This is a genomic window from Bacillus sp. AY3-1, from assembly GCF_008368785.1.
GTDB classification, from domain to species: Bacteria; Bacillota; Bacilli; order Bacillales; family Bacillaceae_G; genus Bacillus_A; species Bacillus_A wiedmannii.
On record NZ_QORZ01000029.1, the window covers coordinates 64,422 to 86,185 of the forward strand.

General features: G+C 36.2%; 21 protein-coding genes. 19 read left to right on the plus strand and 2 right to left on the minus strand.

The features are described from left to right. Positions 1 to 225: 225 nt before the first annotated feature. Complete coding sequence (locus DN389_RS25140; RefSeq protein WP_000369258.1) at positions 226 to 423, minus strand: hypothetical protein; 198 nt, start codon at positions 421 to 423, stop codon at positions 226 to 228. 237 nt (positions 424 to 660) lie between these two features. Between DN389_RS25140 and DN389_RS25145 the strand changes: the two genes are divergently transcribed. The 6 genes from DN389_RS25145 to DN389_RS25170 all read left to right on the plus strand — a co-directional run bounded on the left by DN389_RS25145 (position 661) and on the right by DN389_RS25170 (position 8,287). Then, positions 661 to 2,361: an ABC transporter substrate-binding protein gene (locus tag DN389_RS25145; protein ID WP_098189275.1), complete on the plus strand. Its 1,701-nt coding sequence runs from the start codon at positions 661 to 663 to the stop codon at positions 2,359 to 2,361. Between the two features lie 244 nt (positions 2,362 to 2,605). Further along, entirely contained in the window at positions 2,606 to 4,333 is a 1,728-nt protein-coding gene (locus DN389_RS25150) for an ABC transporter substrate-binding protein (RefSeq protein WP_048542902.1), read from the plus strand. Positions 4,334 to 4,441: 108 nt separating this feature from the next. Next, a complete protein-coding gene (locus tag DN389_RS25155; protein WP_000860732.1) occupies positions 4,442 to 5,398 on the plus strand; it encodes an ABC transporter permease in 957 nt (318 codons plus the stop codon). A 12-nt stretch (positions 5,399 to 5,410) separates the two neighbouring features. Continuing rightward, positions 5,411 to 6,334, plus strand: a complete 924-nt coding sequence (gene opp4C / locus DN389_RS25160) for an oligopeptide ABC transporter permease (RefSeq protein ID WP_000447957.1) — start codon at positions 5,411 to 5,413, stop codon at positions 6,332 to 6,334. A 10-nt stretch (positions 6,335 to 6,344) separates the two neighbouring features. Next, complete coding sequence (locus DN389_RS25165) at positions 6,345 to 7,325, plus strand: ABC transporter ATP-binding protein (protein WP_000030797.1); 981 nt, start codon at positions 6,345 to 6,347, stop codon at positions 7,323 to 7,325. After that, positions 7,322 to 8,287 (plus strand): ABC transporter ATP-binding protein, encoded by a 966-nt coding sequence (locus DN389_RS25170; protein WP_001294493.1) that lies wholly within the window; start codon positions 7,322 to 7,324, stop codon positions 8,285 to 8,287. The genes DN389_RS25165 and DN389_RS25170 overlap by 4 nt, the downstream gene beginning before the upstream one ends. A gap of 37 nt (positions 8,288 to 8,324) precedes the next feature. On the opposite strand, the gene DN389_RS25175 is transcribed toward DN389_RS25170, so the two are convergent. After that, complete coding sequence (locus DN389_RS25175) at positions 8,325 to 9,197, minus strand: Cof-type HAD-IIB family hydrolase (protein ID WP_000766409.1); 873 nt, start codon at positions 9,195 to 9,197, stop codon at positions 8,325 to 8,327. Between the two features lie 450 nt (positions 9,198 to 9,647). Between DN389_RS25175 and DN389_RS25180 the strand changes: the two genes are divergently transcribed. The 13 genes from DN389_RS25180 (at position 9,648) to cshA (ending at position 21,732) form a co-directional block, all read left to right on the plus strand. Then, positions 9,648 to 9,755, plus strand: coding sequence for a DUF3948 family protein (locus DN389_RS25180; RefSeq protein WP_000664237.1), 108 nt, complete (start codon positions 9,648 to 9,650; stop codon positions 9,753 to 9,755). Positions 9,756 to 9,796: 41 nt separating this feature from the next. After that, positions 9,797 to 9,895 (plus strand): DUF3948 family protein, encoded by a 99-nt coding sequence (locus DN389_RS25185; RefSeq protein ID WP_149237728.1) that lies wholly within the window; start codon positions 9,797 to 9,799, stop codon positions 9,893 to 9,895. Between the two features lie 27 nt (positions 9,896 to 9,922). Next, entirely contained in the window at positions 9,923 to 10,030 is a 108-nt protein-coding gene (locus DN389_RS25190) for a DUF3948 family protein (protein ID WP_000664237.1), read from the plus strand. A gap of 41 nt (positions 10,031 to 10,071) precedes the next feature. Beyond that, positions 10,072 to 10,179, plus strand: a complete 108-nt coding sequence (locus DN389_RS25195) for a DUF3948 family protein (RefSeq protein ID WP_000664237.1) — start codon at positions 10,072 to 10,074, stop codon at positions 10,177 to 10,179. A gap of 42 nt (positions 10,180 to 10,221) precedes the next feature. Continuing rightward, positions 10,222 to 10,332, plus strand: coding sequence for a DUF3948 family protein (locus tag DN389_RS25200; RefSeq protein ID WP_001083700.1), 111 nt, complete (start codon positions 10,222 to 10,224; stop codon positions 10,330 to 10,332). Positions 10,333 to 10,642: 310 nt separating this feature from the next. Then, a complete protein-coding gene (gene hppD / locus DN389_RS25205) occupies positions 10,643 to 11,761 on the plus strand; it encodes a 4-hydroxyphenylpyruvate dioxygenase (protein ID WP_000810916.1) in 1,119 nt (372 codons plus the stop codon). Between the two features lie 66 nt (positions 11,762 to 11,827). Beyond that, positions 11,828 to 12,784 carry a fumarylacetoacetate hydrolase family protein gene (locus tag DN389_RS25210; protein WP_000674024.1) on the plus strand — a complete coding sequence of 319 codons (957 nt, stop codon included), beginning with the start codon at positions 11,828 to 11,830 and terminating at the stop codon, positions 12,782 to 12,784. Then, on the plus strand, positions 12,750 to 13,922 hold the full coding sequence (locus DN389_RS25215) for a homogentisate 1,2-dioxygenase (RefSeq protein ID WP_048542891.1): 1,173 nt from the start codon (positions 12,750 to 12,752) through the stop codon (positions 13,920 to 13,922). Before DN389_RS25210 ends, DN389_RS25215 begins: the two co-directional genes overlap by 35 nt. A gap of 230 nt (positions 13,923 to 14,152) precedes the next feature. Continuing rightward, positions 14,153 to 15,568, plus strand: a complete 1,416-nt coding sequence (locus DN389_RS25220) for a branched-chain amino acid transporter BcaP (protein ID WP_000809356.1) — start codon at positions 14,153 to 14,155, stop codon at positions 15,566 to 15,568. Positions 15,569 to 15,676: 108 nt separating this feature from the next. Beyond that, positions 15,677 to 16,948 (plus strand): MDR family MFS transporter, encoded by a 1,272-nt coding sequence (locus tag DN389_RS25225; protein WP_060486419.1) that lies wholly within the window; start codon positions 15,677 to 15,679, stop codon positions 16,946 to 16,948. A 369-nt stretch (positions 16,949 to 17,317) separates the two neighbouring features. Then, positions 17,318 to 18,403, plus strand: coding sequence for a D-alanine--D-alanine ligase (locus DN389_RS25230; RefSeq protein WP_088121135.1), 1,086 nt, complete (start codon positions 17,318 to 17,320; stop codon positions 18,401 to 18,403). A 60-nt stretch (positions 18,404 to 18,463) separates the two neighbouring features. Beyond that, positions 18,464 to 19,840 carry a UDP-N-acetylmuramoyl-tripeptide--D-alanyl-D-alanine ligase gene (gene murF / locus DN389_RS25235; protein ID WP_088121136.1) on the plus strand — a complete coding sequence of 459 codons (1,377 nt, stop codon included), beginning with the start codon at positions 18,464 to 18,466 and terminating at the stop codon, positions 19,838 to 19,840. Positions 19,841 to 20,145: 305 nt separating this feature from the next. Further along, the gene (gene cshA, locus DN389_RS25240) at positions 20,146 to 21,732 is read left to right on the plus strand and encodes a degradosome RNA helicase CshA (protein WP_000206596.1); all 1,587 of its coding nucleotides are present in this window, start codon (positions 20,146 to 20,148) and stop codon (positions 21,730 to 21,732) included. The last annotated feature ends 32 nt before the right edge of the window (positions 21,733 to 21,764 follow it).

Here is a 21,764-nt window from a genome sequence, read left to right on the forward strand (position 1 = left end):
TTCAGCTTTGCTGAAGGAATTCGCTTTTTTGTACTGATATTTTACTTTAAGAAAAAATAAAAATTGTGTTTCACGTGAAACAGTAAATTTGATAAATCGTTGTTCCGTAATTTACATAGATTGTAAAACATAAATGATATTAGGGATTTTTTTGGATTGGTTACTTATTTCCCGAGACATAAGTATGTGTAACAGCGAATCAGGATTGAAAATAAAAAAACAGAGTTACAGCTTTACACGCTGAACTCTGTTTTCTTTTTGTGTGGTATCTTCCCTTGTTGAAATGATAATAGCGATCCCGAGCATAATAAAAAAAGCTAAAAAGAGGACGAACTTTGGGAAGAATGGGAATAGTAATAGAGCCCCGACTATCATAATTGTTAATAATACGTAGTGCAGGACGTATTGGAATAGGTTGTCCATGTTTTCGCCCCCTTTTTGGTAATTGGTTATTAGTAGTCTATGTTTCATATGGAACGAATAGAAGTGAATTTTTAATTTTTTAATAAGAAATAAAAGAGAGTGATTGACATGCTTAAAGGAATGGAATAATCTTGAAATTAATTCATACTATTTTTATAGGAAAAATAAAGATAGTTACAGAAAGGAGGCCTATGTTCCTACATCTTTAAAAATTAGGAAGGTAAAGGTGAGAGTGCAATGAAAAATGTTTTTAAAGGAGCACTTGCTACATTTCTTAGTGTGTCAGTATTACTAGCCGGATGTGGTCAAGAGGAAGCAAGTACAAATGAAGCCGGGAACGTACCAAAAGTAAAAGATGAATTTATTAAAGCAAGCGACAAAGCAAAAAGTCCTACAAAAGTAAAAGAAAGAAAAGATACTTTTGTAGTTGGAATGCCAAGTCCTGGAGGGATATTCCTTCCGCACTTTATGGAGAATGGATGGGATGGTAACATAACGCAGGCTATCTTTGCTCCTCTTGTTGGACTCGATAGGGAAGGAAAACCGATTCCAATATTAGCGAAGAAGTGGGATATTTCGGAGGATCAGCTTACATATACGTTCCATTTGAAAGATGATTTAAAGTTTAGTGATGGTTCACCGCTAACAGCAGATGATGTAGCATTTACATTAACGTTATTACATGATCCAACTTATAGTGGTGCGACTGATATAAGCCAAACAGCAATAAAAGGTGGGCAAGCTTATAAAGAAGGAAAGGCAAACTCTATTGAAGGAATTCAAATCATTGATCCGAAAACAATTACGATTACGACTGAAAAGGTAAATGCTCAAACATTATCATTAATCGGTGGAGAAGTTATATCTAAAGCTTATTATGGGAGAGAGTATAAACAAGGACACTTGGAGTACTTAAAAGAGTTATATGGAAAGCCGGTGGGAGCAGGAGCTTATAAATTGGATAAATATATTCCTGGTCAAGAGGTTCGATTTGTAGCAAATGAAAATTATTTTGAAGGAAAACCGAAGATTGAGCACTTTATTTATAAAATTACAAAGGGTGATACGAAGTTACAACAATTTCAAGCAGGAGAAGTAGATTATGATGGTTTTACGACAAACGTGGAGACCATTGAGCAATTAAAAGATTTAGGTTTTGCTAATATTAATGTGTATACAGGAAGCTCTTATGGCTACATTAAAATGAATTATAAGAAGCCATACTTTAAAGATAAACGTGTCCGCCAAGCATTTATTTACGGATTAGAGCGTCAAAAGGTTATTGATACGTATTTCCAAGGATATGCGTCACTCGTTAATGTACCGATTACGCCAGTTTCATGGGCGTATACAGAAGAGGGCATTAATAAATATGAGTATAATTTAGAGAAGGCGAAGAAATTACTGGATGAGGCTGGATGGAAAGCGGGTTCGGATGGAATTCGTGAAAAAGATGGACAAAAATTGAAAGTAAGTTATTTTGCCTCGTCAGCAAGTAAAATAAATGATGTAATGATTCCTGTGATGAAAGAAGATTATAAAAAGTTGGGTGTAGAGTTTAACCCAGAATATATGGACTTTAATACGATGATTTCAAAAGTGATAAAAGGTGATTATGATTTAGCGTTGGTATCTACGCCAATGATTGATGATCCGAGCAGAACGATTGAAGAGTTTGTTTCAACAAGTAAACGAAATTATGATGGATATTATAATCCGAAAGTAGATGAATTAGCTAAGCAAGCATTAGAAACGTTGGATATTGAAAAGCGAAAAGAAATTTATAAAAAGTTATATCAAGAATTAAGCGAAGACCCGCCTGTAATCTTCTTGAATAATAGCAAAGTGGTGTCTGCACATAATGCACGAATTCAAGGATTACAAGAAGATAACTATAACGGTATTTTATTAAGTTTACCTAAATTAAAGATAGAATAATAATTTTGAAAAAATTCTAAAAATATTTATTTAGAAAGAATTGACAAAATATAACGGACGATATAAGCTAATAACCATAAAGTCTACCGGAAAGGTCGGAATAGGATTGTTACCCCTCAAAAACATCTATTTTTTTACGATTAAAACCGACTTTTCCGATTGGCTATAAAATATTGCTGTGGGAGGCATACATAAGGCAAGCAATTCATAAGGTTTAATTATTAAAAAAGTTAGGGTGGGGACAATGAAGAAAAAGACAAAAAAATGGGCTGGTGTATTTTCAGTATTATTGAGTAGTTCGCTTGTGTTATCTGCTTGTGGGGGACAGGAAGATACGGCTTCTACAGAACCGGTAAAAAAGCAGGATTTAAAAGACGCTAAGATTGAATCAATCCCAGCTACAGATAAAAAGAAAAGTCCAGAGAAAGCAAATCAGCGAAAAGATACTTTTATTACAGCCATTTCTAAGCCAGGGGGAGTTTTTCTTCCGTATTTTCAAGATAATGGTTGGGATGGAAATGTAACATCTGTTATTTTTGCGTCATTAGTAACAACAGACAAACAAAGTAAACCTATTCCGGATCTTGCAGAAAAATGGGATATTTCTGCTGACCAGTTAACTTATACATTCCATTTACGTAAAAATCTAAAATTTAGTGATGGTTCGCCTTTAACGGCGGAGGACGTAGCATTTACATTAACACTACTTCATGATAAAGCGTATGAAGGTGGAATGGATATTGCTCAGTATGCTGTTAAAGGTGGAAAAGAATATAAAGAAGGAAAAGCAACTTCTATTGAAGGAATTCAAGTTGTTGATCCACAGACAATTAAAATTACGACTGAAAAAGTTAATTCACAGGCGCTAACTAATTTAGGTGGCCCAGTGCTATCAAAAGCTTATTATGGAAAAGATTATAAACAAAATACAAGTTTAGACTATTTAAAAGCATTATATGGGCAACCAATTGCAGCGGGTCCATATAAATTTGAAAAATATGTTCCAGGTCAAGAAGTACGCTTTGTTGCTAATGAAAATTATTATGCAGGTAAACCAAAAATCAAAAACTTTATTTACAAAATCACATCAGGTGATACTGGATTCCAATTATTCCAAACAGGTGAACTGGACTATAGTGGATTTAGAGCAAATCCTGAGAATATAGACCAATTAAAAGGATTAGAGTTTGCAAATATTAATCTTGAGTCATCAAGTGATATTGCTTATATCTATGTAAATAATAAGAAATCGTATTTGAAAGATAAGAAGGTACGTCAAGCACTTACTTATGGATTAGACCGTAAGAAGTATGTGGATACAGCTTTACAAGGATATGGATCTGTTGCTAACGTACCAATTGCGCCAGTTTCATGGGCATATACAGAAGAAGGTATTAATAAATATCCACACGACGTAGAAAAGGCTAAAAAATTATTGGATGAGGCTGGTTGGAAAGTAGGTTCTGACGGGGTTCGTGAAAAAGATGGTCAAAAACTAAAATTAACATACTACGCATCAAATACAGGTAAAACAAATGATATCTTTATTCCAATTGCAAAAGAAAGTTACAAAGAAATCGGTGTTGAATTAAATCCAGAGTTGATGGACTTTAATACGATGCTTTCAAAAGTAGGAAAAGGTGACTACGATTTAGCGGCAGTTTCAACACCAGGAATTAGTGATCCAAGTGAAGTTGTAAGTGATTACTTATCAACTAATCCAAAAAGTGATACGGGTTATAACAACCCGAAAGTAGATGACTTGATTGTAAAAGGTATAGGGACGACAGATATTGAAAAACGTAAAGCAATTTATAAAGAACTGTATAAAGAGTTAAGTGATGATCCACCAGTTATTTTATTAAACTATCGTAAACTACTTTATGCTCATAATGCACGTATAAAAGGAATTGATCCAGAAAAGTACGATAGCATTAGTTCCAACTTACCAGTGTTATCTATTGAACAATAAGGGTTGACCTAAATAATAGAAGGCGTTTTTTCATACAGCGATGGGATAGTAGCTGTTTTGAAAAAATGTTCTTCTATTTTTAAGTAAATAGGATTGGGGAGACAAAAGGTGAAAACATATATCGTTCGTAGGTTCCTTCAAATGATCCCTACATTGTTTGGTACATCTATTATTATTTTTTTCTTATTTGCACTTTTGCCGGGGGATTATATTGATTCAAATCCTAAGTTAACACCAGAGAGAGCTCAAGAGTTAAGGGAATTGTATGGCTTAAACAAACCAATTATTGAAAGATATTTTCAATGGTTAGTGAATGCTTTGCATGGTGATTTTGGATTTTCTCTACAGTATCAAGAACCTGTAACTTCATTACTTAATAAATTTATTTGGAATACATTTATCGTTGCTGTTGCAGCTTTATTTTTCACTTGGATTATTGCTCTTATTATTGGGGTTATTTCTGCAACAAAGCAGCACTCTTGGTTTGATAGATTGGTAACAATCGGTGTCTTTGCAGCAATGTCATTTCCATCATTCTTTATCGGATTATTTTTAATTAAATTATTAGCGGTTGATTTAAAGTTATTACCTATTGGTGGCATGATTGATATTGGAAGTAACTCAACAGGAATAGCATACATATTAGAAGTATTACGTCATATGATTCTACCTGTATTTATTTTAACGCTTCTTGGTGTAGGATCATTAACACGATATTTTAGAACTAGCATGTTGGATGTTGTTAGGCAAGATTATATTCGTACTGCTCGTGCAAAAGGTTTAAAAGAAAGAACCGTTATTTATAAACATGCATTGAAAAATGCAATTTTGCCAGCAATTACATTACTTGCTTTTGAATTACCTGGTTTATTTTCAGGAGCGATTATTATTGAACAGATTTTTAATTGGCCAGGGATTGGGAGTATTCAATTAGAAGCATTAAACTTCCGTGATTATACGGTATTAATGGCCTTTACGATGTTTCTTTCTTGTTTAACAATTATGGCTAATTTCTTAGCTGATATTGTATATGCGTTTGTTGATCCAAGAATTCGATTGAAGTAAGGGGGGAAAGATATGGAGACTATTACACCAATAATAGAGAAAAAGAAAGAACGAAAAAAGAGAAATGAATCATCACCATGGCGTCAAGCGTATAAAAAAATTAAGAAAAATAAGATGGCACTGTGTGGCTTATACGTTTTAATATTTATGTTTTTATTTAGTTTTATCGGTCCAATCTTTTCGCCGTATGCTGATGGGAAAGTACAAGTAACACAAATTAATAAACCACCCAGCCTGTCACATTGGCTTGGAACAGACCAATTGGGACGGGATATTTTAACTAGACTTATGCAAGCAGGGCGTATTTCATTAACAATTGGTTTAGCGTCGATGCTATTATCCGTTATACTAGGAGCTTTATTAGGAGCAATTGCTGGTTTTTATCGAGGGGTTGTAGATCATTTAATTATGCGTGTTGCGGATGTGTTAATGTCCATTCCGGGATTACCGCTACTTATTATAATGGGAGCAATTTTATCAGAATGGAAATTACCATCGGAATACCGTTTATATGTTGTAATGATTATTTTAAGTTTAGTAGGATGGCCAGGACTTGCCCGGCTTGTGAGAGGACAAATTTTAACATTGCGGGAGCAAGCCTTTATGCAAGCAGCAGATGTATTAGGATTAAAGGATTCTCGGAAAATTATTCATCATTTAATTCCTAACGTCTTTCCGTTGCTTATTGTTGTAGCAACTTTGGGCGTTGCAGGTTCAATTTTGAGTGAATCCGCACTAAGCTACTTAGGTCTCGGCGTCGTCCCACCTACACCATCATGGGGGAATATGATTAGCGCAGCTAACTCATTAATTGATTTCCAAAAGCGGCCGTGGTTATGGATTCCGCCTGGTTTCGCAATCTTTATAACAGTTGTATCAATTAATTTACTTGGTGATGCACTTCGTGATGCGTTAGATCCAAAGATGAGACGGTAGGTGAGAAGGTATGAGTAAAGCGGTAGTAGAGCTGAAAGACTTACAAACACACTTTCAGACAGAAGAAGGAACAGTAAAGGCTGTGAATCATGTTAGTTTTACAGTTCGAGAAGGTGAAACGGTTTGTGTTGTAGGCGAATCGGGTTGCGGGAAAAGTGTAACAGCTTTATCTATTATGGGACTTATTGCTGAATCAGGCAGTGTAGTAGGTGGAGATATCTTATATGAAGGAAAAAGCCTTTTAGGAATGAAAGAGAAAGAGCTTCGTAGTTTACGAGGAAATGATATTGCGATGATTTTCCAAGAACCGATGACATCGCTAAATCCTGTCTTCACTGTAGGTGAACAAATTGTAGAGACGTTAAGAGAGCATGAATTACTTAGCAAAAATGAAGCGTATAAGAAGGCAATTGAGTTAATTCGTAAAGTTGGTATAGCTCGTGCAGATGAAATCGTCCATTCTTATCCGCACGAACTGAGTGGTGGCATGTTACAACGTATTATGATTGCTGTTGCACTTAGTTGTAATCCGAAGTTATTAATTGCGGATGAACCGACAACGGCTCTTGATGTTACGATTCAAGCTCAAATATTAGACTTATTAAGACAAGTAAAAGAAGAATTTAAAACATCCATTTTATTAATTACACATGATTTAGGCGTTGTAGCTGAGATGGCTGATTACGTTGTCGTTATGTATGGCGGGAAAGTTATTGAAGAGGCACCAGTACTAGAAATATTCCAAAATCCGAAACACCCGTATACGAAAGGGTTGTTGAAATCAAAACCAGTGATGGGAAAACGAATAGATAAATTATATTCTATTCCAGGGCAGGTTCCTAATTTAGTTGGTTTGGATGAATTTTGCTACTTTAGCGGTCGTTGTGAGCATTGTATGGAAATATGTAAAGAAGAAGCGCCAAATCTGAATGTACATGATGAGAATCATAAAGTAGCTTGCTGGTTATATGAGGAGCGTGCGGGACAATGAGTGAACCATTATTAGAAGTAAAAAACTTAAAAACATATTTCCCAATTAAAGGCGGCATATTTAGTAGAACGATTGGACATGTGAAAGCAGTTGATGGAGTAAGTTTTACTATTAATAAAGGCGAAGTGTTCGGTCTCGTTGGTGAATCAGGAAGCGGAAAAACGACGATAGGAAAAACAATTTTACGTCTCGTTCAAAAAACGGAGGGAGAAGTGAAGTTTAAAGGACACGATGTTCATTCTCTATCAAAAGAGGAATTGAGAAAACATCGTCCTAATATGCAGCTTGTGTTTCAAGATCCATTTAGCTCATTAAATCCGAGAATGAGGATTGGAGAAGCACTTGGCGAGCCGATGTTGGCTCACGGACTAGCGACGAAAGAAAATGTTCGTGAAAAAGTGACAGAAGTATTAGAGTTATGTGGCTTAGCCCCATATCATATTGACCGGTATCCTCATGAGTTTTCTGGTGGACAACGTCAGCGTATCGTTATCGCAAGAGCTATGGTATTAAATCCGGAATTTATAGTAGCTGACGAACCTGTGGCAGCACTAGATGTATCTATTCAAGCACAGATCATTAATTTATTTAGTGAGTTACAGGAGAAAAAGGGACTATCTTATTTGTTCATTTCTCATGATTTAAGCGTAGTAGAGCACTTATGTACGAAAATTGGAATTATGTATTTAGGAACGATTGTGGAAACAGCGCCGCGTGATGAGTTATTTACGAACCCACTGCATCCGTATACAAAAGCATTGTTATCAGCTGTGCCAATACCAGATCCAACAGTGAAGCGAGAGCGGATTATACTAGAGGGTGATATTCCAAGTCCAGCAAATCCACCTTCGGGTTGTCGCTTTCATACACGTTGCCCGTTTGCAACAGATATTTGTAAACAAACGGTGCCAGAATTCCGTAATGTTGGTGAAGAGCATTTTGTTGCTTGTCATCATGTATAAAAGAAAAGGACCCTTTCAAATTGAAAGAGTCCTTTTTTTATTTACTAGATGAAGTTTGTTTCAATACAAATTTCTCGATTGCGTGAGCAACACCATGCTCATTATTTGTTAATGTTACGACATCACATAGTTTTTTTACATCTTCTTCAGCATTTCCCATTGCAACTGATAAGCCAGCTACTTGTAACATTGGCACATCATTAAAGTTGTCCCCGATCGCAATAGTATCTTCAATTGGTATATTGAAATAAGCAGCCATTTCTTGTAGACCGTTCCCTTTATGACCGTGCTTATCCATAATTTCTACATTAGTAGGAGCTGATGCTGTAACTGAAATATCAGTGTCTTCTTGTAACATGCTTAATAGCTGTGCACGATGCGCTGCATTAAATGTCAAAATGAAGAATTTAGATATTTCTAATTCTGGATTATTTACAACATCTTCGATTTTTTGGAAATCAGTAATTAAGTTTGATTTCTTTTGTTTTTCTGTAATTCTTTCAAGTTCTTCAAGTGTAACATCTAGTGCATGCTTGTTTTCTTCGAACGCTTGCATGACTTGATCTTGCCATGTATATGGAGAATAAACTCCTTTATTCGTATATAGCTTATAAGGAAAACCTTCAGATTCTAGTAATTTTGCAAGCTTGTATACTTTATCGTTTTGTAAACAACGCGAGTTAATTACTTTTCCATCCACATAAACAATTGCCCCATTGCTCGCTCCAACTGGAAGAGATAGTTTATATTCTTCCAATAATTTTAAAGCATCCTCTTTTGCACGACCAGAACAAATCATGACTATATGACCAGCCTCTTTTGCAGTTTGGATAGCTTGTAAGTTCTCCTTGGAGATTTCAAGATTAGATGATAGTAGCGTACCATCCATATCTAATGCGATTAATTTCAAAATGACCACCTCTTTGCTTTTATTATACATAGTTATATAGAGGAAACATATAAACTTATCTTGGAAAGATCGTATTTTATCTTGCGTGAACCGTCAGTAAAAAGTTGATAGGCGCCATCTTATTACTTTGAATATGCACTTTAATTTGTAACAAAAATAGAGGTAGGTATGAGGGTGTTTCGTTATATGACTGTAATATTACAATAACATTACAAATGTCAACTTAGTAGAAAGTGCATTAAAACAGGGTTTTTAAGGGTGTTTATAAAAAACGTAAAAAAAGTGTAATAAAATTTACGTAATTATATTGCAACGTAACAATAGTTATGTTACATTAATGTTACAAACGTTACGTTAATAACTTTAATGTAACGCTAACATAAAAACTATGAAATAAACATTTCTTAGAAATTACATATAGATAACTTATTAAAAAGGAGGATACATAAAATGAAAGAGCAAGTATTACAAGTAACAAAAGGTGACTTCGTAGGATCAGCAAGTGGAGCAGTAGTATTAACAGCATTAATCGTATTTCTATCAAGCGTATTAGTATAATAGAAGTTTTGTAATAAAAGAAAAAGAGAGGAGAATGCAAAATGAAAGAGCAAGTATTACAAGTAACAAAAGGTGACTTCGTAGGATCAGCCATTAATCGTATTTCTATCAAGCGTATTAGTATAATAGAAGTTTTGTAATAAAAGAAAAAGAGAGGAGAATGCAAAATGAAAGAGCAAGTATTACAAGTAACAAAAGGTGACTTCGTAGGATCAGCAAGTGGAGCAGTAGTATTAACGGCATTAATCGTATTTCTATCAAGCGTATTAGTATAATAGAAGTTTTGTAATAAAAGAAAAAGAGAGGAGAATGCAAAATGAAAGAGCAAGTATTACAAGTAACAAAAGGTGACTTCGTAGGATCAGCAAGTGGAGCAGTAGTATTAACGGCATTAATCGTATTTCTATCAAGCGTATTAGTATAATAGAAGTTTTAAATTATACAAAATGAAAGGAGAATGAGGAATATGAACAGTGAACAAGTGTTACAAGTAACAAAAACAGATTTATTAGGATCATTAGGTGGAGCGGTAGTATTAACATCATTTATTTTATTCCTTGCAAATGTATTAGTATGAGACATATAAATACAATCATTCAAAAAAAATAAAGACTCTAGCATATTAGTAAGTAGTTAATATGTTGGGGTCTTTTTTGTTTTCCTCTCCTATATACCTTCAAGTATGAATATTCCCTCCGTCATGTAAAGAGAAAAAAGTCGAATTTTATATGTAAGAAAAAAAGAGGAATTTGACAGAAAAGATAGAAAATTTTAAAGGTCAGAATTTGTTAGCTTGCTAACTAATTTCTATTAATTGATGTTGGAAGCGTTTTCGGTTGGTTTTAAGTATGAACCATTTAATCTATTTACAGGGGGATGAGGATTTTATGAAACAAAAATCTATGGATACGCTAGCTGCACAAATGGAGGACTTTTTTCCGGTACGTGATGTAGATCATTTGGAATTTTACGTAGGAAATGCAAAGCAATCAAGTTATTACCTCGCGAGAGCATTCGGGTTCAAAATTGTGGCTTACTCTGGATTAGAAACTGGTAACCGTGAAAAGGTATCTTATGTTCTTGTGCAAAAAAATATGCGTTTTGTTGTGTCTGGAGCTTTAAGTAGCGATAATCGTATCGCAGAATTTGTAAAGACACATGGTGATGGTGTAAAAGATGTTGCTTTACTTGTTGACGATGTTGACAAAGCATATTCGGAAGCTGTAAAACGTGGTGCCGTTGCAATTGCTCCACCTGTGGAATTAACAGACGAGAACGGTACACTGAAAAAAGCAGTTATTGGTACGTATGGTGATACAATTCACACGCTTGTAGAGCGTAAAAATTATAAAGGAACATTTATGCCAGGATTCCAACAAGTGGAGTTTAACATTCCATTTGAAGAGTCAGGTTTAATTGCTGTAGATCACGTAGTTGGTAATGTTGAGAAAATGGAAGAATGGGTTAGCTATTATGAGAATGTTATGGGCTTTAAACAAATGATTCATTTTGATGATGACGATATTAGTACAGAGTATTCAGCATTAATGTCGAAAGTTATGACAAATGGAAGTCGTATTAAGTTCCCTATTAACGAGCCAGCAGATGGAAAGAGAAAATCGCAAATTCAAGAATATCTAGAATTCTATAATGGAGCAGGTGTACAACATCTTGCTTTATTAACAAGCGATATCGTTAAAACAGTGGAAGCACTTCGTGAAAATGGCGTGGAGTTTTTAGATACACCTGATACTTATTATGATGAGTTAAGTGCGCGAGTTGGGAAAATTGATGAAGAAATTGATAGGTTAAAAGAATTAAAGATTTTAGTAGATCGCGATGAGGAAGGATACTTACTACAAATCTTTACGAAACCAATTGTAGATCGTCCAACTTTATTTATTGAAATTATTCAACGTAAAGGTTCTCGCGGATTTGGAGAAGGGAACTTTAAAGCATTATTTGAATCAATTGAAAGAGAACAGGAACGTCGCGGAAACTTATAAGATTTGTATCCACCAGCAAAAGTCTCTTTGCTGGTGGAAATTTCATTTTCATAGGGAGGAATCATGATGAAATTTGTTACATTTCGTCTTCCTTCGAAAGAAATGCGAGCTGGATGGCTTGAAGGTGACAAAGTAATTGATATGAATCTTGCTAGTGATGGAAAATTACCTTCTTCTATGTTCGCCTTTTTAGAGAAAGCGGATGAGTATGTAGAAGTATTGCGTAATATGGAGAATCCGGAAAAGGGTATATATTCCTTAGAGGAAGTGCAATTAGCGGCGGCAATTCCTAATCCGAGTAGTATTCGGGATTTTTACGCGTTTGAACAGCATGTAAAAACGGCCCGCGGCCGGAGAGGGCTAGAGGTTGTACCTGAATGGTACGATATCCCGGTTTTTTATTTTACGAACCATCGTGCTGTAATTGGTCCAGATGATTTTGTAATTGGTCCGAAGAAATCTAAAAAGCTTGATTATGAGTTAGAGATCGCTTGCGTAATTGGGAAAGAAGGAAGAAATATTTCTCGTGAGCAAGCAGAGGAATACATTTTTGGTTATTGTATTATGAACGACTGGAGTGCAAGGGACTTACAAGCAACAGAAATGAAGGTAGGACTTGGTCCAGCAAAAGGAAAAGATTTTGCAACTTCATTAGGAGCGCACCTTGTTACGAAAGAGGAATTGGATGTTTATCGTAACGGTGACCGTTATGAGTTAGAGATGACTGCTCATGTAAATGGAAAGCTATTATCAAAGGGGAACTTCCAAGATATTTACTATACATTTGCTGAAATGATTGAACGTGCTTCGGAAGACGTTACGTTATATCCAGGCGATGTGATTGGTTCTGGGACAGTAGGAACAGGTTGTGTTTTAGAACTGGGTACGGAAGAGTGGCTGCAAGATGGGGATGTTGTAGAACTTACGATTACTGGTTTAGGTACGTTACGTAATACGGTCAAAAAAGAAATGGAAGCAGGTGATGGGCATGTTTTATCGTCACATGGGGGAGCTACCTCATAAACGACATGTACAATTCCGTAAAAAAGATGGGTCGCTTTATCGCGAACAGGTAATGGGAACAAAAGGTTTTTCTGGTACGCAATCTATTTTGTACCATCATTATATGCCAACGGAAGTAGGTCATGCGGCATTATCTCATTCTTGTCAGTTGCAGTATGAAGAAGATGTAGCTCTTGCTCATCGTCATTTTCGCACGAAAGAAAATAAAAAAACTGGCGATGCAGTAAGCGGAAGGAATTTTATGCTTGGGAATGAGGATTTATTAATTGGAGTAGTGGCTCCAACAGAAAAAATGGACTATTTCTACCGTAATGGTGATGGTGATGAAATGTTATTTGTTCATTACGGAACAGGGAAAATTGAAACGATGTTTGGAACGATTCACTATCGAAAAGGTGATTATGTAACAATCCCAATTGGAACGATTTATCGTGTTATTCCAGATGAGGGAGAGACTAAGTTTCTTGTTGTAGAGGCAAATAGTCAAATCACAACGCCGCGTCGTTATCGGAATGAATATGGACAATTGTTAGAGCATAGTCCGTTTTGTGAGAGAGATATTCGTGGTCCTGAAAAATTAGAGACGTATGATCAAAAAGGTGAGTTTGTCGTAATGACAAAGTCGCGAGGCTATATGCATAAACATGTTTTAGGGCACCATCCGTTAGATGTTGTTGGTTGGGATGGCTATTTATATCCGTGGGTCTTTAATGTAGAGGACTTTGAACCAATCACAGGTCGTATTCATCAGCCACCTCCAGTACATCAAACGTTCGAAGGTCACAATTTCGTTATTTGTTCTTTCGTACCACGTTTATACGACTATCATCCAGAATCTATTCCGGCACCATATTATCATAGTAACGTGAATAGTGATGAAGTACTGTACTATGTAGAAGGAAACTTTATGAGCCGGAAAGGTGTGGAAGAAGGTTCTATTACACTTCATCCGAGCGGAATTCCTCATGGGCCGCATCCTGGGAAAACAGAGGGAAGTATAGGGAAGAAAGAAACACTTGAACTAGCTGTTATGATAGATACGTTCCGTCCGCTTCGTATTGTAAAGCAAGCACATGAAACAGAAGATGAAAAATATATGTATAGCTGGATTGAAGAAGGTTCACATACTGTGAAATAGGTAAAAAGAGGCATGCTCAATAAGTGAGCATGCCTCTTTTGTGGAATCGACATGTATAATAATACCAAAAAAAATACGGAAAGATATATAGAAACAACGATAAGGATATTGTATGTTCCGAAAGATTTCTACTTATTTCGACAAAAGTATTGACTGGGGAAAGTGCAATGAGTAAAATAAAAAAGCGAATTAAAAATTTTCAGAAAATTTAAAACTTGGAGGAGCATGCTATGAAGCAAATTTTTCAAAAGAAGCCTATTGCAAAGCTAATGCAAGAGAGTAAGCAAAAGACGTTAGCAAGAACATTGGGTGCATTGGATTTAACTATGCTTGGAATCGGGGCAATTGTTGGAACAGGTATTTTTGTTCTAACGGGCGTGGTAGCAGCAAAACATTCTGGGCCAGCTATTATATTATCATTTGCGATAGCCGCGTTAGCCTGTGCCTTTGCTGCATTTTGTTATGCTGAATTCGCTTCTTCAGTTCCTGTCTCAGGCAGTGTGTATACGTACACATATGCGACGATGGGAGAGGTATTCGCATTTTTAATTGGATGGGACTTAATGCTTGAGTATTTACTCGCTACATCTGCTGTAGCAAACGGTTGGTCCGCTTATTTTCAATCTTTATTAAAGGGATTTGGGATCCATATTCCTACCATTCTCTCCTCGGCCCCTGGTACAGGAAAGGGTGGAATAATTGATTTGCCTGCGGTTCTAATTATTTTAGTAATGACAGTTCTTTTATCTAGAGGTGTTCGTGAAAGTGCACGAATAAATAACATTATGGTGTTTATTAAATTAGCGGTTGTTCTCATATTTATCTTTGCTGGTTTTAATTATGTAAAACCTGAAAATTGGACACCTTTTATGCCGTTTGGCTTAGATGGTGTAATGGCTGGAGCTGCTACAGTGTTTTTTGCATTCATAGGGTTTGATGCAGTTTCAACGGCAGCAGAAGAAGTGAAACGTCCACAACGTGATTTACCAATTGGCATTATTGCATCTTTATTAATTTGTACGGTTCTTTATATTGTTGTTTCACTTATTTTGACAGGAATTGTTCCATACGGACAGTTAAATATATCAGATCCAGTTGCTTTTGCACTTCAATTTATTGGACAAGATAGTTTAGCGGGAGTAATTTCAGTAGGAGCAATTACAGGAATCACAACAGTAATGTTAGTTATGATGTATGGGCAAGTACGTGTTTCGTATGCAATGAGTAGAGATGGATTATTGCCGAAGCGCCTTGCTAAAGTCCATCCGAAATTTAAAACACCATTTTTAAATACATGGACAACAGGAATTATTGCAGCACTTATTTCAGGATTAATAGATTTAAATGTGTTAGCGCATCTTGTAAATATGGGGACTTTATCAGCCTTTGCACTTGTAGCTGTTGCTGTTATTGTAATGAGAAGAACTCATCCGGATTTACCAAGAGCATTTAAGGCACCACTTGTACCATTTTTACCAGCATTAACGGTGATTTTTTGTTTATATTTAATGCTTCAGTTATCCGGAACTGCTTGGATTAGTTTTGGGGTATGGATGGTTATCGGTATTGCGGTTTACTTCTTATATAGCCGAAAACATAGTGCTTTAAATAATAGTAAAGACGAAGAAGATGCAGCGAATTTATAAGTTGAAAAATCCATTCTAATTCTGTTAGGATGGATTTTTTGTTCTGAAAATTTACATTTTTCTGATTGTGTATATAATATAATTGTTGGGGAAATGAGGGGGGAATGTATGAAAAATACGTGGCGTGAGTTAAGGGAGATGGACCGAAACATATGGATTCGGTTTATTGGCGAAACGTTAAATGGAATTGCAATGATGATGTTGATGCCTTTTTTTGCCCTATATTTAAAAGATAAGGTGGATTCGTTATTGGAAGTAGGGGTTATTATGGCACTTTCTCCGATTGCCGCAAGTTTCGGTTCTCTTCTTGGTGGGAGGATTGCTGATATATATGGAAGAAAGCCAATAATGATTTTTTCAATGGTGAGTAATGCTTTGTTCATGCTAGGTTTTTTATTTATAGAAGGATTTATTCCTTATGCTATTTTATCTATTTTTTTAGGGCTCAGCAATTCATTATTCCATCCCGCTGCATCAGCAATGGTTGCGGATGTAACAGCACCTGAAAAAAGAACAGAAGCATATGGTTTATTACGAATGGGGCACAATATAGGTGCTGCAATTGGACCGATAATGGGTGCTTCAGTAGTTATGTTGTCGAAGAACCTTGTGTTTATTATTGCCTCGTCTACGATGTTATTTTATGCATTACTTGTATTCATTCTTATTCAAGAGACAATGCCAAAGAGTGCGAATAAAGAAGAAAATAAAGAAAAGGAATCAGAGGCGGTTTGGAAAATTGTAATGAGAGATAAGGCACTAATGATTTATTTGTTAGCAGGTATCATTATTTCGATGGGATTTTCTCAAACAGAGGGCATGTTGCCGCTGCACTTTGATAATGAAATGAAAGGCATTTTTGGAACTAACAATCCATATCCATATTTAATGGCTTTAAATGGACTATTAGTTGTGTTGTTCCAATTTCAAATTTCAAAATGGGCCACAGATAAACCTGTCGGAAAGACGATGTTATATGGTGCATGTTTGTTCGGTGTTGGTTTGTTCTTTATAGGATGGTTACCGAAGTGGTTTGGAGAATTTGATGCAAATGCTACGATTATTTTAATAACGTTGCTGTTCGTTTATGCCATATATACGTTAGGTGAGATGATTATGTCGCCTGTACAGATGACGTTTGTAGCGAATTTGGCCCCTGAGCACTTGAGAGGGACTTATATGGGAGCTGCCAGTTTGCAGTGGATTACAGGAGGCGCATTCGGTCCACTTCTTGGCGGTTTTTTATTGGATCGATTACTTGGCCACTTTCTATTTACAATTTTAGCTGTAGGATGTGTAGTTGCAGGTATTGTATATGTTTCTTTAGATCGTCTCGTTGAGCAAAGGCAAAAAGGCACACTGACCAAACAGTCTTCTTAATGAGTAGATGACATACACAAAAAGGGGATTTCTACATATTTTAGGTACATAACTAGATTGGATTACAATTTTATCCCGCTATTTATGGGCAGTAAGACTTCCACCTCAAAATTCGGCGGGAGATAACTGTCCGATTGGTGCGGGCTGATAATTAGTGGGGATGGCCCCTCGTTAATTAAAGTTTCACTGTATTTTAGAATTTAATTTTGTATATTTATGAAGAAAGTTAAGTAGAAAAAGTATAGAAAACCAATAAGTGGTGTCATTTAATTATTTGTGGAAGTTACATTTTATTTCAAATAGGAACTACCTATTTTTATAAAAAGTGCTAAAATAGAAAAATGAAAACAATTGGTTAGGGTGATTTCAGTGACAAAAATTAAATTAGGTTTATTATATGGTGGAAAATCAGCTGAGCATCAAGTTTCGCTACAAACGGCTCTTGCTGCTATTAAAGCATTAAATCAAGATAAATTCGAGATTCATCCAATTTATATTACAGAACAAGGTCAATGGGTGCGCGGTGAGCGTATTGAAGGTGAAGTAACAGATGTTGAAGTTCTAAAAATGAGCGGCGCAGAAAATGCGATTTCTCCGTTATCATTAAGCACAGAAATCATTCCATCTGCAGCTTCTGAGGAAAACGCTATCGACGTTATTTTCCCATTACTACATGGACCAAATGGTGAAGATGGAACGGTTCAAGGATTATTAGAATTAATGAACATTCCTTATGTAGGAAATGGTGTTCTAGCATCTGCTGCTGGTATGGATAAAGTTGTTATGAAAAACATCTTCGCAGAAGCTGGATTGAAACAAGCGAAGTATGCATCGTTTATTCGTAGTGCATGGGAAAAAGATCGTGAAACAGCATATGAAAAAGTAGAAGAAGTTTTAGGATATCCTTGCTTCGTAAAACCAGCAAACCTTGGTTCAAGTGTTGGTATTAATAAGTGTAAAAATCGTGAAGAGCTTGAGAATGCATTTGAAGAGGCGTTCCAATTTGACCGCAAAATTATTGTAGAAGAAAATATAGTTGGACGTGAAGTAGAAGTTGGTGTATTAGGTAATGATGAACCGAAATGTTCAGTTGTAGGTGAAATCGTACCGAAAAAGGACTTCTATGATTATAAGTCGAAATATATCGATGGTGATACAGCATTAATCATTCCGGCTGAAATGACAGAAGAAGAGTCTAATGTCATTAAGCGAGATGCGATTATTGCATTCCAATCTTTAGATAGTGCTGGCTTAACAAGAGCTGATTTCTTCTTAACGAAAGACGGAGAAGTATATATTAACGAAGTGAATACGATGCCAGGGTTTACGCCGTTTAGTATGTTCCCTCTACTATGGCAACATACTGGATTACCGTATCCGGAATTAATTGAAGAGCTAATTCGTTTAGCGATTGAGCGTCACGAAGAAAAACAAAAAATTAAATATACAATCTAACAAAAAAGGAGGAAGCACTATTCGCAGGAATAGTGCTTCCTCTATGTAAGGAGTGTTCTCATGATAAATCGAACGTTAAAACAAGTAGAACAGATGGTAAATGGTACGGGATTAGCAGAGCAATATGAGGGAATTACTATACAAGGAGTCTCTATTGATACGAGAAAAATTGAAAATGGAAACTTATATGTTCCGATTCAAGGTGAACGTTTCGATGGACATGCTTTTGTAGATAAAGCCGTTGAAAATGGAGCTGTGGCGACATTATGGATGAAAGATGTAGCAAATCCACCTGAGAATCTTCCCGTTATTTTTGTGGAAGACACGTTATCAGCATTACAAATGTTAGCGAAAAACTATCGCAATCAATTGGATGTGAAAGTTATTGGTGTGACAGGGAGTAACGGTAAAACATCTACAAAAGATATTGTAACAAGTCTTCTTGCGACTAAATTCAAAGTTCAAAAAACAGAAGGAAACTTTAATAACCATATTGGGTTACCTCTTACTATTTTAAACTTAGAAGAAAATACAGAAGTAGCTGTATTAGAGATGGGTATGTCCAGCCGAGGGGAAATTGAATTCTTATCTAAGTTAGCACGTCCAAATGCAGCTATCATTACGAACATTGGTGAGGCACATTTAATGGACTTAGGCTCTCGTGAAGCAATTGCTGAAGCGAAATTAGAAATTGTGACAGGATTACAAGAAGGTGGAGTATTCGTATATAACGGAGATGAGCCATTATTAACAAATCGTGTTCCTGAAATGAATTTAATAGCTGAAACAGTTACGTTTGGTGATGCTAGAGCAAATGATTACTATCCAACGACTGTAACATTACAGGCAACTGGGACACATTTTAAAATGAATAGAGAAGAAAATATTTCATTCTACTTACCAGTATTAGGAAAACACAACGTGTACAATACGCTTGCTTCAATGGCAATTGCGAAATATTTTGGTGTAACGTGGGAAGAGATGAAAGAAGGTTTAGTAACACTTCAAATGACAGGCATGCGTATGGAAATTGTAAAAACAAATAGTGGTTTAACAATTATCAATGATGCTTATAATGCAAGTCCAACGGCTATGGAAGCAGCGTTCCACCTAATGAATGGTTTAGATGGATTTGCTAAAAAAATTGTTGTACTTGGTGATATGCTAGAACTTGGTGATCAAGAAGTACAATTCCATTATGAGGTAGGTAAATTAATCGATCCAGCAAAAATCTCATATGTGTTCACATATGGTAAATTAGGGGCTCAAATTGCTGAAGGAGCGAAAATTAATTTCCCTATTGAGCGTGTAAAAGCGTATGATAATAAAGAGGAGCTAGTAAAAGAGTTACAAGCAGTAGTTGATGTGAAAGATGTTGTATTAATAAAAGCATCTCGCGGCATGAAATTGGAAGAAGTAATTACGATGTTGAAATAATTGGTGTATATAAATAGGGATGATAGATGCGAAAATAGAAGAAACTTATAATAAGCGCTTACAGTAAATATAAAAAAATAAAAGTGAAGAAAAAAACTCTGAATATGAAAATAAGGTAACAGTTGGGTTTGCTTTTTGCACATACAAAACTTATAATTGATAAAGTGTAATAACGTTTAGAAGTATTTTCGCGAAGAATATACGCCCGTTTATATACGTGAGCATTCAGGAAAAGGGCTTTTCCGCAAATTCGGAAAACGCCTTTTTTTAAATGATAAGTATAGGATAGAAAAGGAGAAGTAACATTGACAACATTTCGAGAATTAGGATTAAGTGAGTCTTTACTACAATCTGTTGAAAGTATGGGCTTTGAAGAGGCTACGCCGATTCAAGCTGAAACAATTCCACATGCATTGCAAGGTAAGGATATTATTGGGCAAGCGCAAACAGGTACAGGGAAAACAGCAGCATTCGGATTACCACTATTAGATAAAGTGGATACAAATAAAGAAGCAGTTCAAGGTATTGTTATCGCGCCAACGCGTGAATTAGCAATTCAAGTTGGAGAAGAGCTGTACAAAATTGGTAAACATAAACGCGTTCGTATTTTACCAATCTATGGTGGTCAAGATATTAACCGCCAAATTCGTGCTCTAAAAAAACACCCACACATTATTGTTGGTACGCCGGGTCGTATTTTAGATCATATTAACCGTAAAACACTTCGCTTACAAAACGTAGAGACAGTTGTTCTTGACGAAGCGGATGAAATGTTAAACATGGGCTTCATTGAAGATATTGAAGCGATTTTAACAGATGTGCCAGATACACATCAAACATTATTATTCTCAGCGACAATGCCAGATCCAATCCGTCGTATTGCTGAGCGTTTCATGACTGAGCCTCAACACATTAAAGTAAAAGCAAAAGAAGTAACAATGCCAAACATTCAGCAGTTCTATTTAGAAGTGCAAGAAAAGAAAAAGTTTGACGTGTTAACACGCTTATTAGATATTCAATCTCCAGAGCTTGCAATCGTATTCGGTCGTACAAAGCGTCGTGTTGATGAATTATCAGAAGCATTAAACTTACGTGGTTATGCAGCAGAAGGTATTCACGGTGACTTAACACAAGCGAAGCGTATGTCTGTATTACGTAAATTTAAAGAAGGTGCTATTGAAGTTCTTGTTGCAACAGACGTTGCTGCACGTGGTCTTGATATTTCAGGCGTAACACATGTATATAACTTCGATATCCCACAAGATCCAGAATCATACGTTCACCGTATCGGTCGTACTGGCCGTGCAGGTAAAAAAGGTATTGCAATGTTATTTGTAACACCACGTGAATCAGGACAATTAAAAAATATCGAGCGCACTACAAAACGTAAAGTTGATCGTATGGAAGCACCGACACTTGACGAGGCATTAGAAGGTCAACAACGTTTAATCGCTGAAAAACTTCAAAGCACAATTGAAAATGATAATTTATCATACTACAAGCGTATTGCAGAAGAAATGTTAGAAGAGAATGATTCTGTAACAGTAGTAGCTGCTGCTTTAAAAATGATGACAAAAGAGCCAGATACAACTCCAATCGCTTTAACGTCAGAACCACCAGTTGTTTCAAGAGGTGGCGGTTCTAAAAAACGCGGCGGTAACGGAGGCGGATACCGTGATGGTAACCGTAATCGTAGTCGTGACGGACGCGGCGGTGGCGATGGTCGTAACCGCGATCGCAATCGTGATGGTGGTAGCCGTGGTGGCGATGGCCGTAACCGTGATCGCAATCGTGATGGTGGTAGCCGTGGTCGTAAAGGTGAAGGTCAAGGTCGCCCTGGATCTTCAAATGGACGTGGCGAAAGAAAACATCATAGCCGTCCACAAGCTTAATAAAAAAGAGAATGCCCTTTGCTGGCATTCTC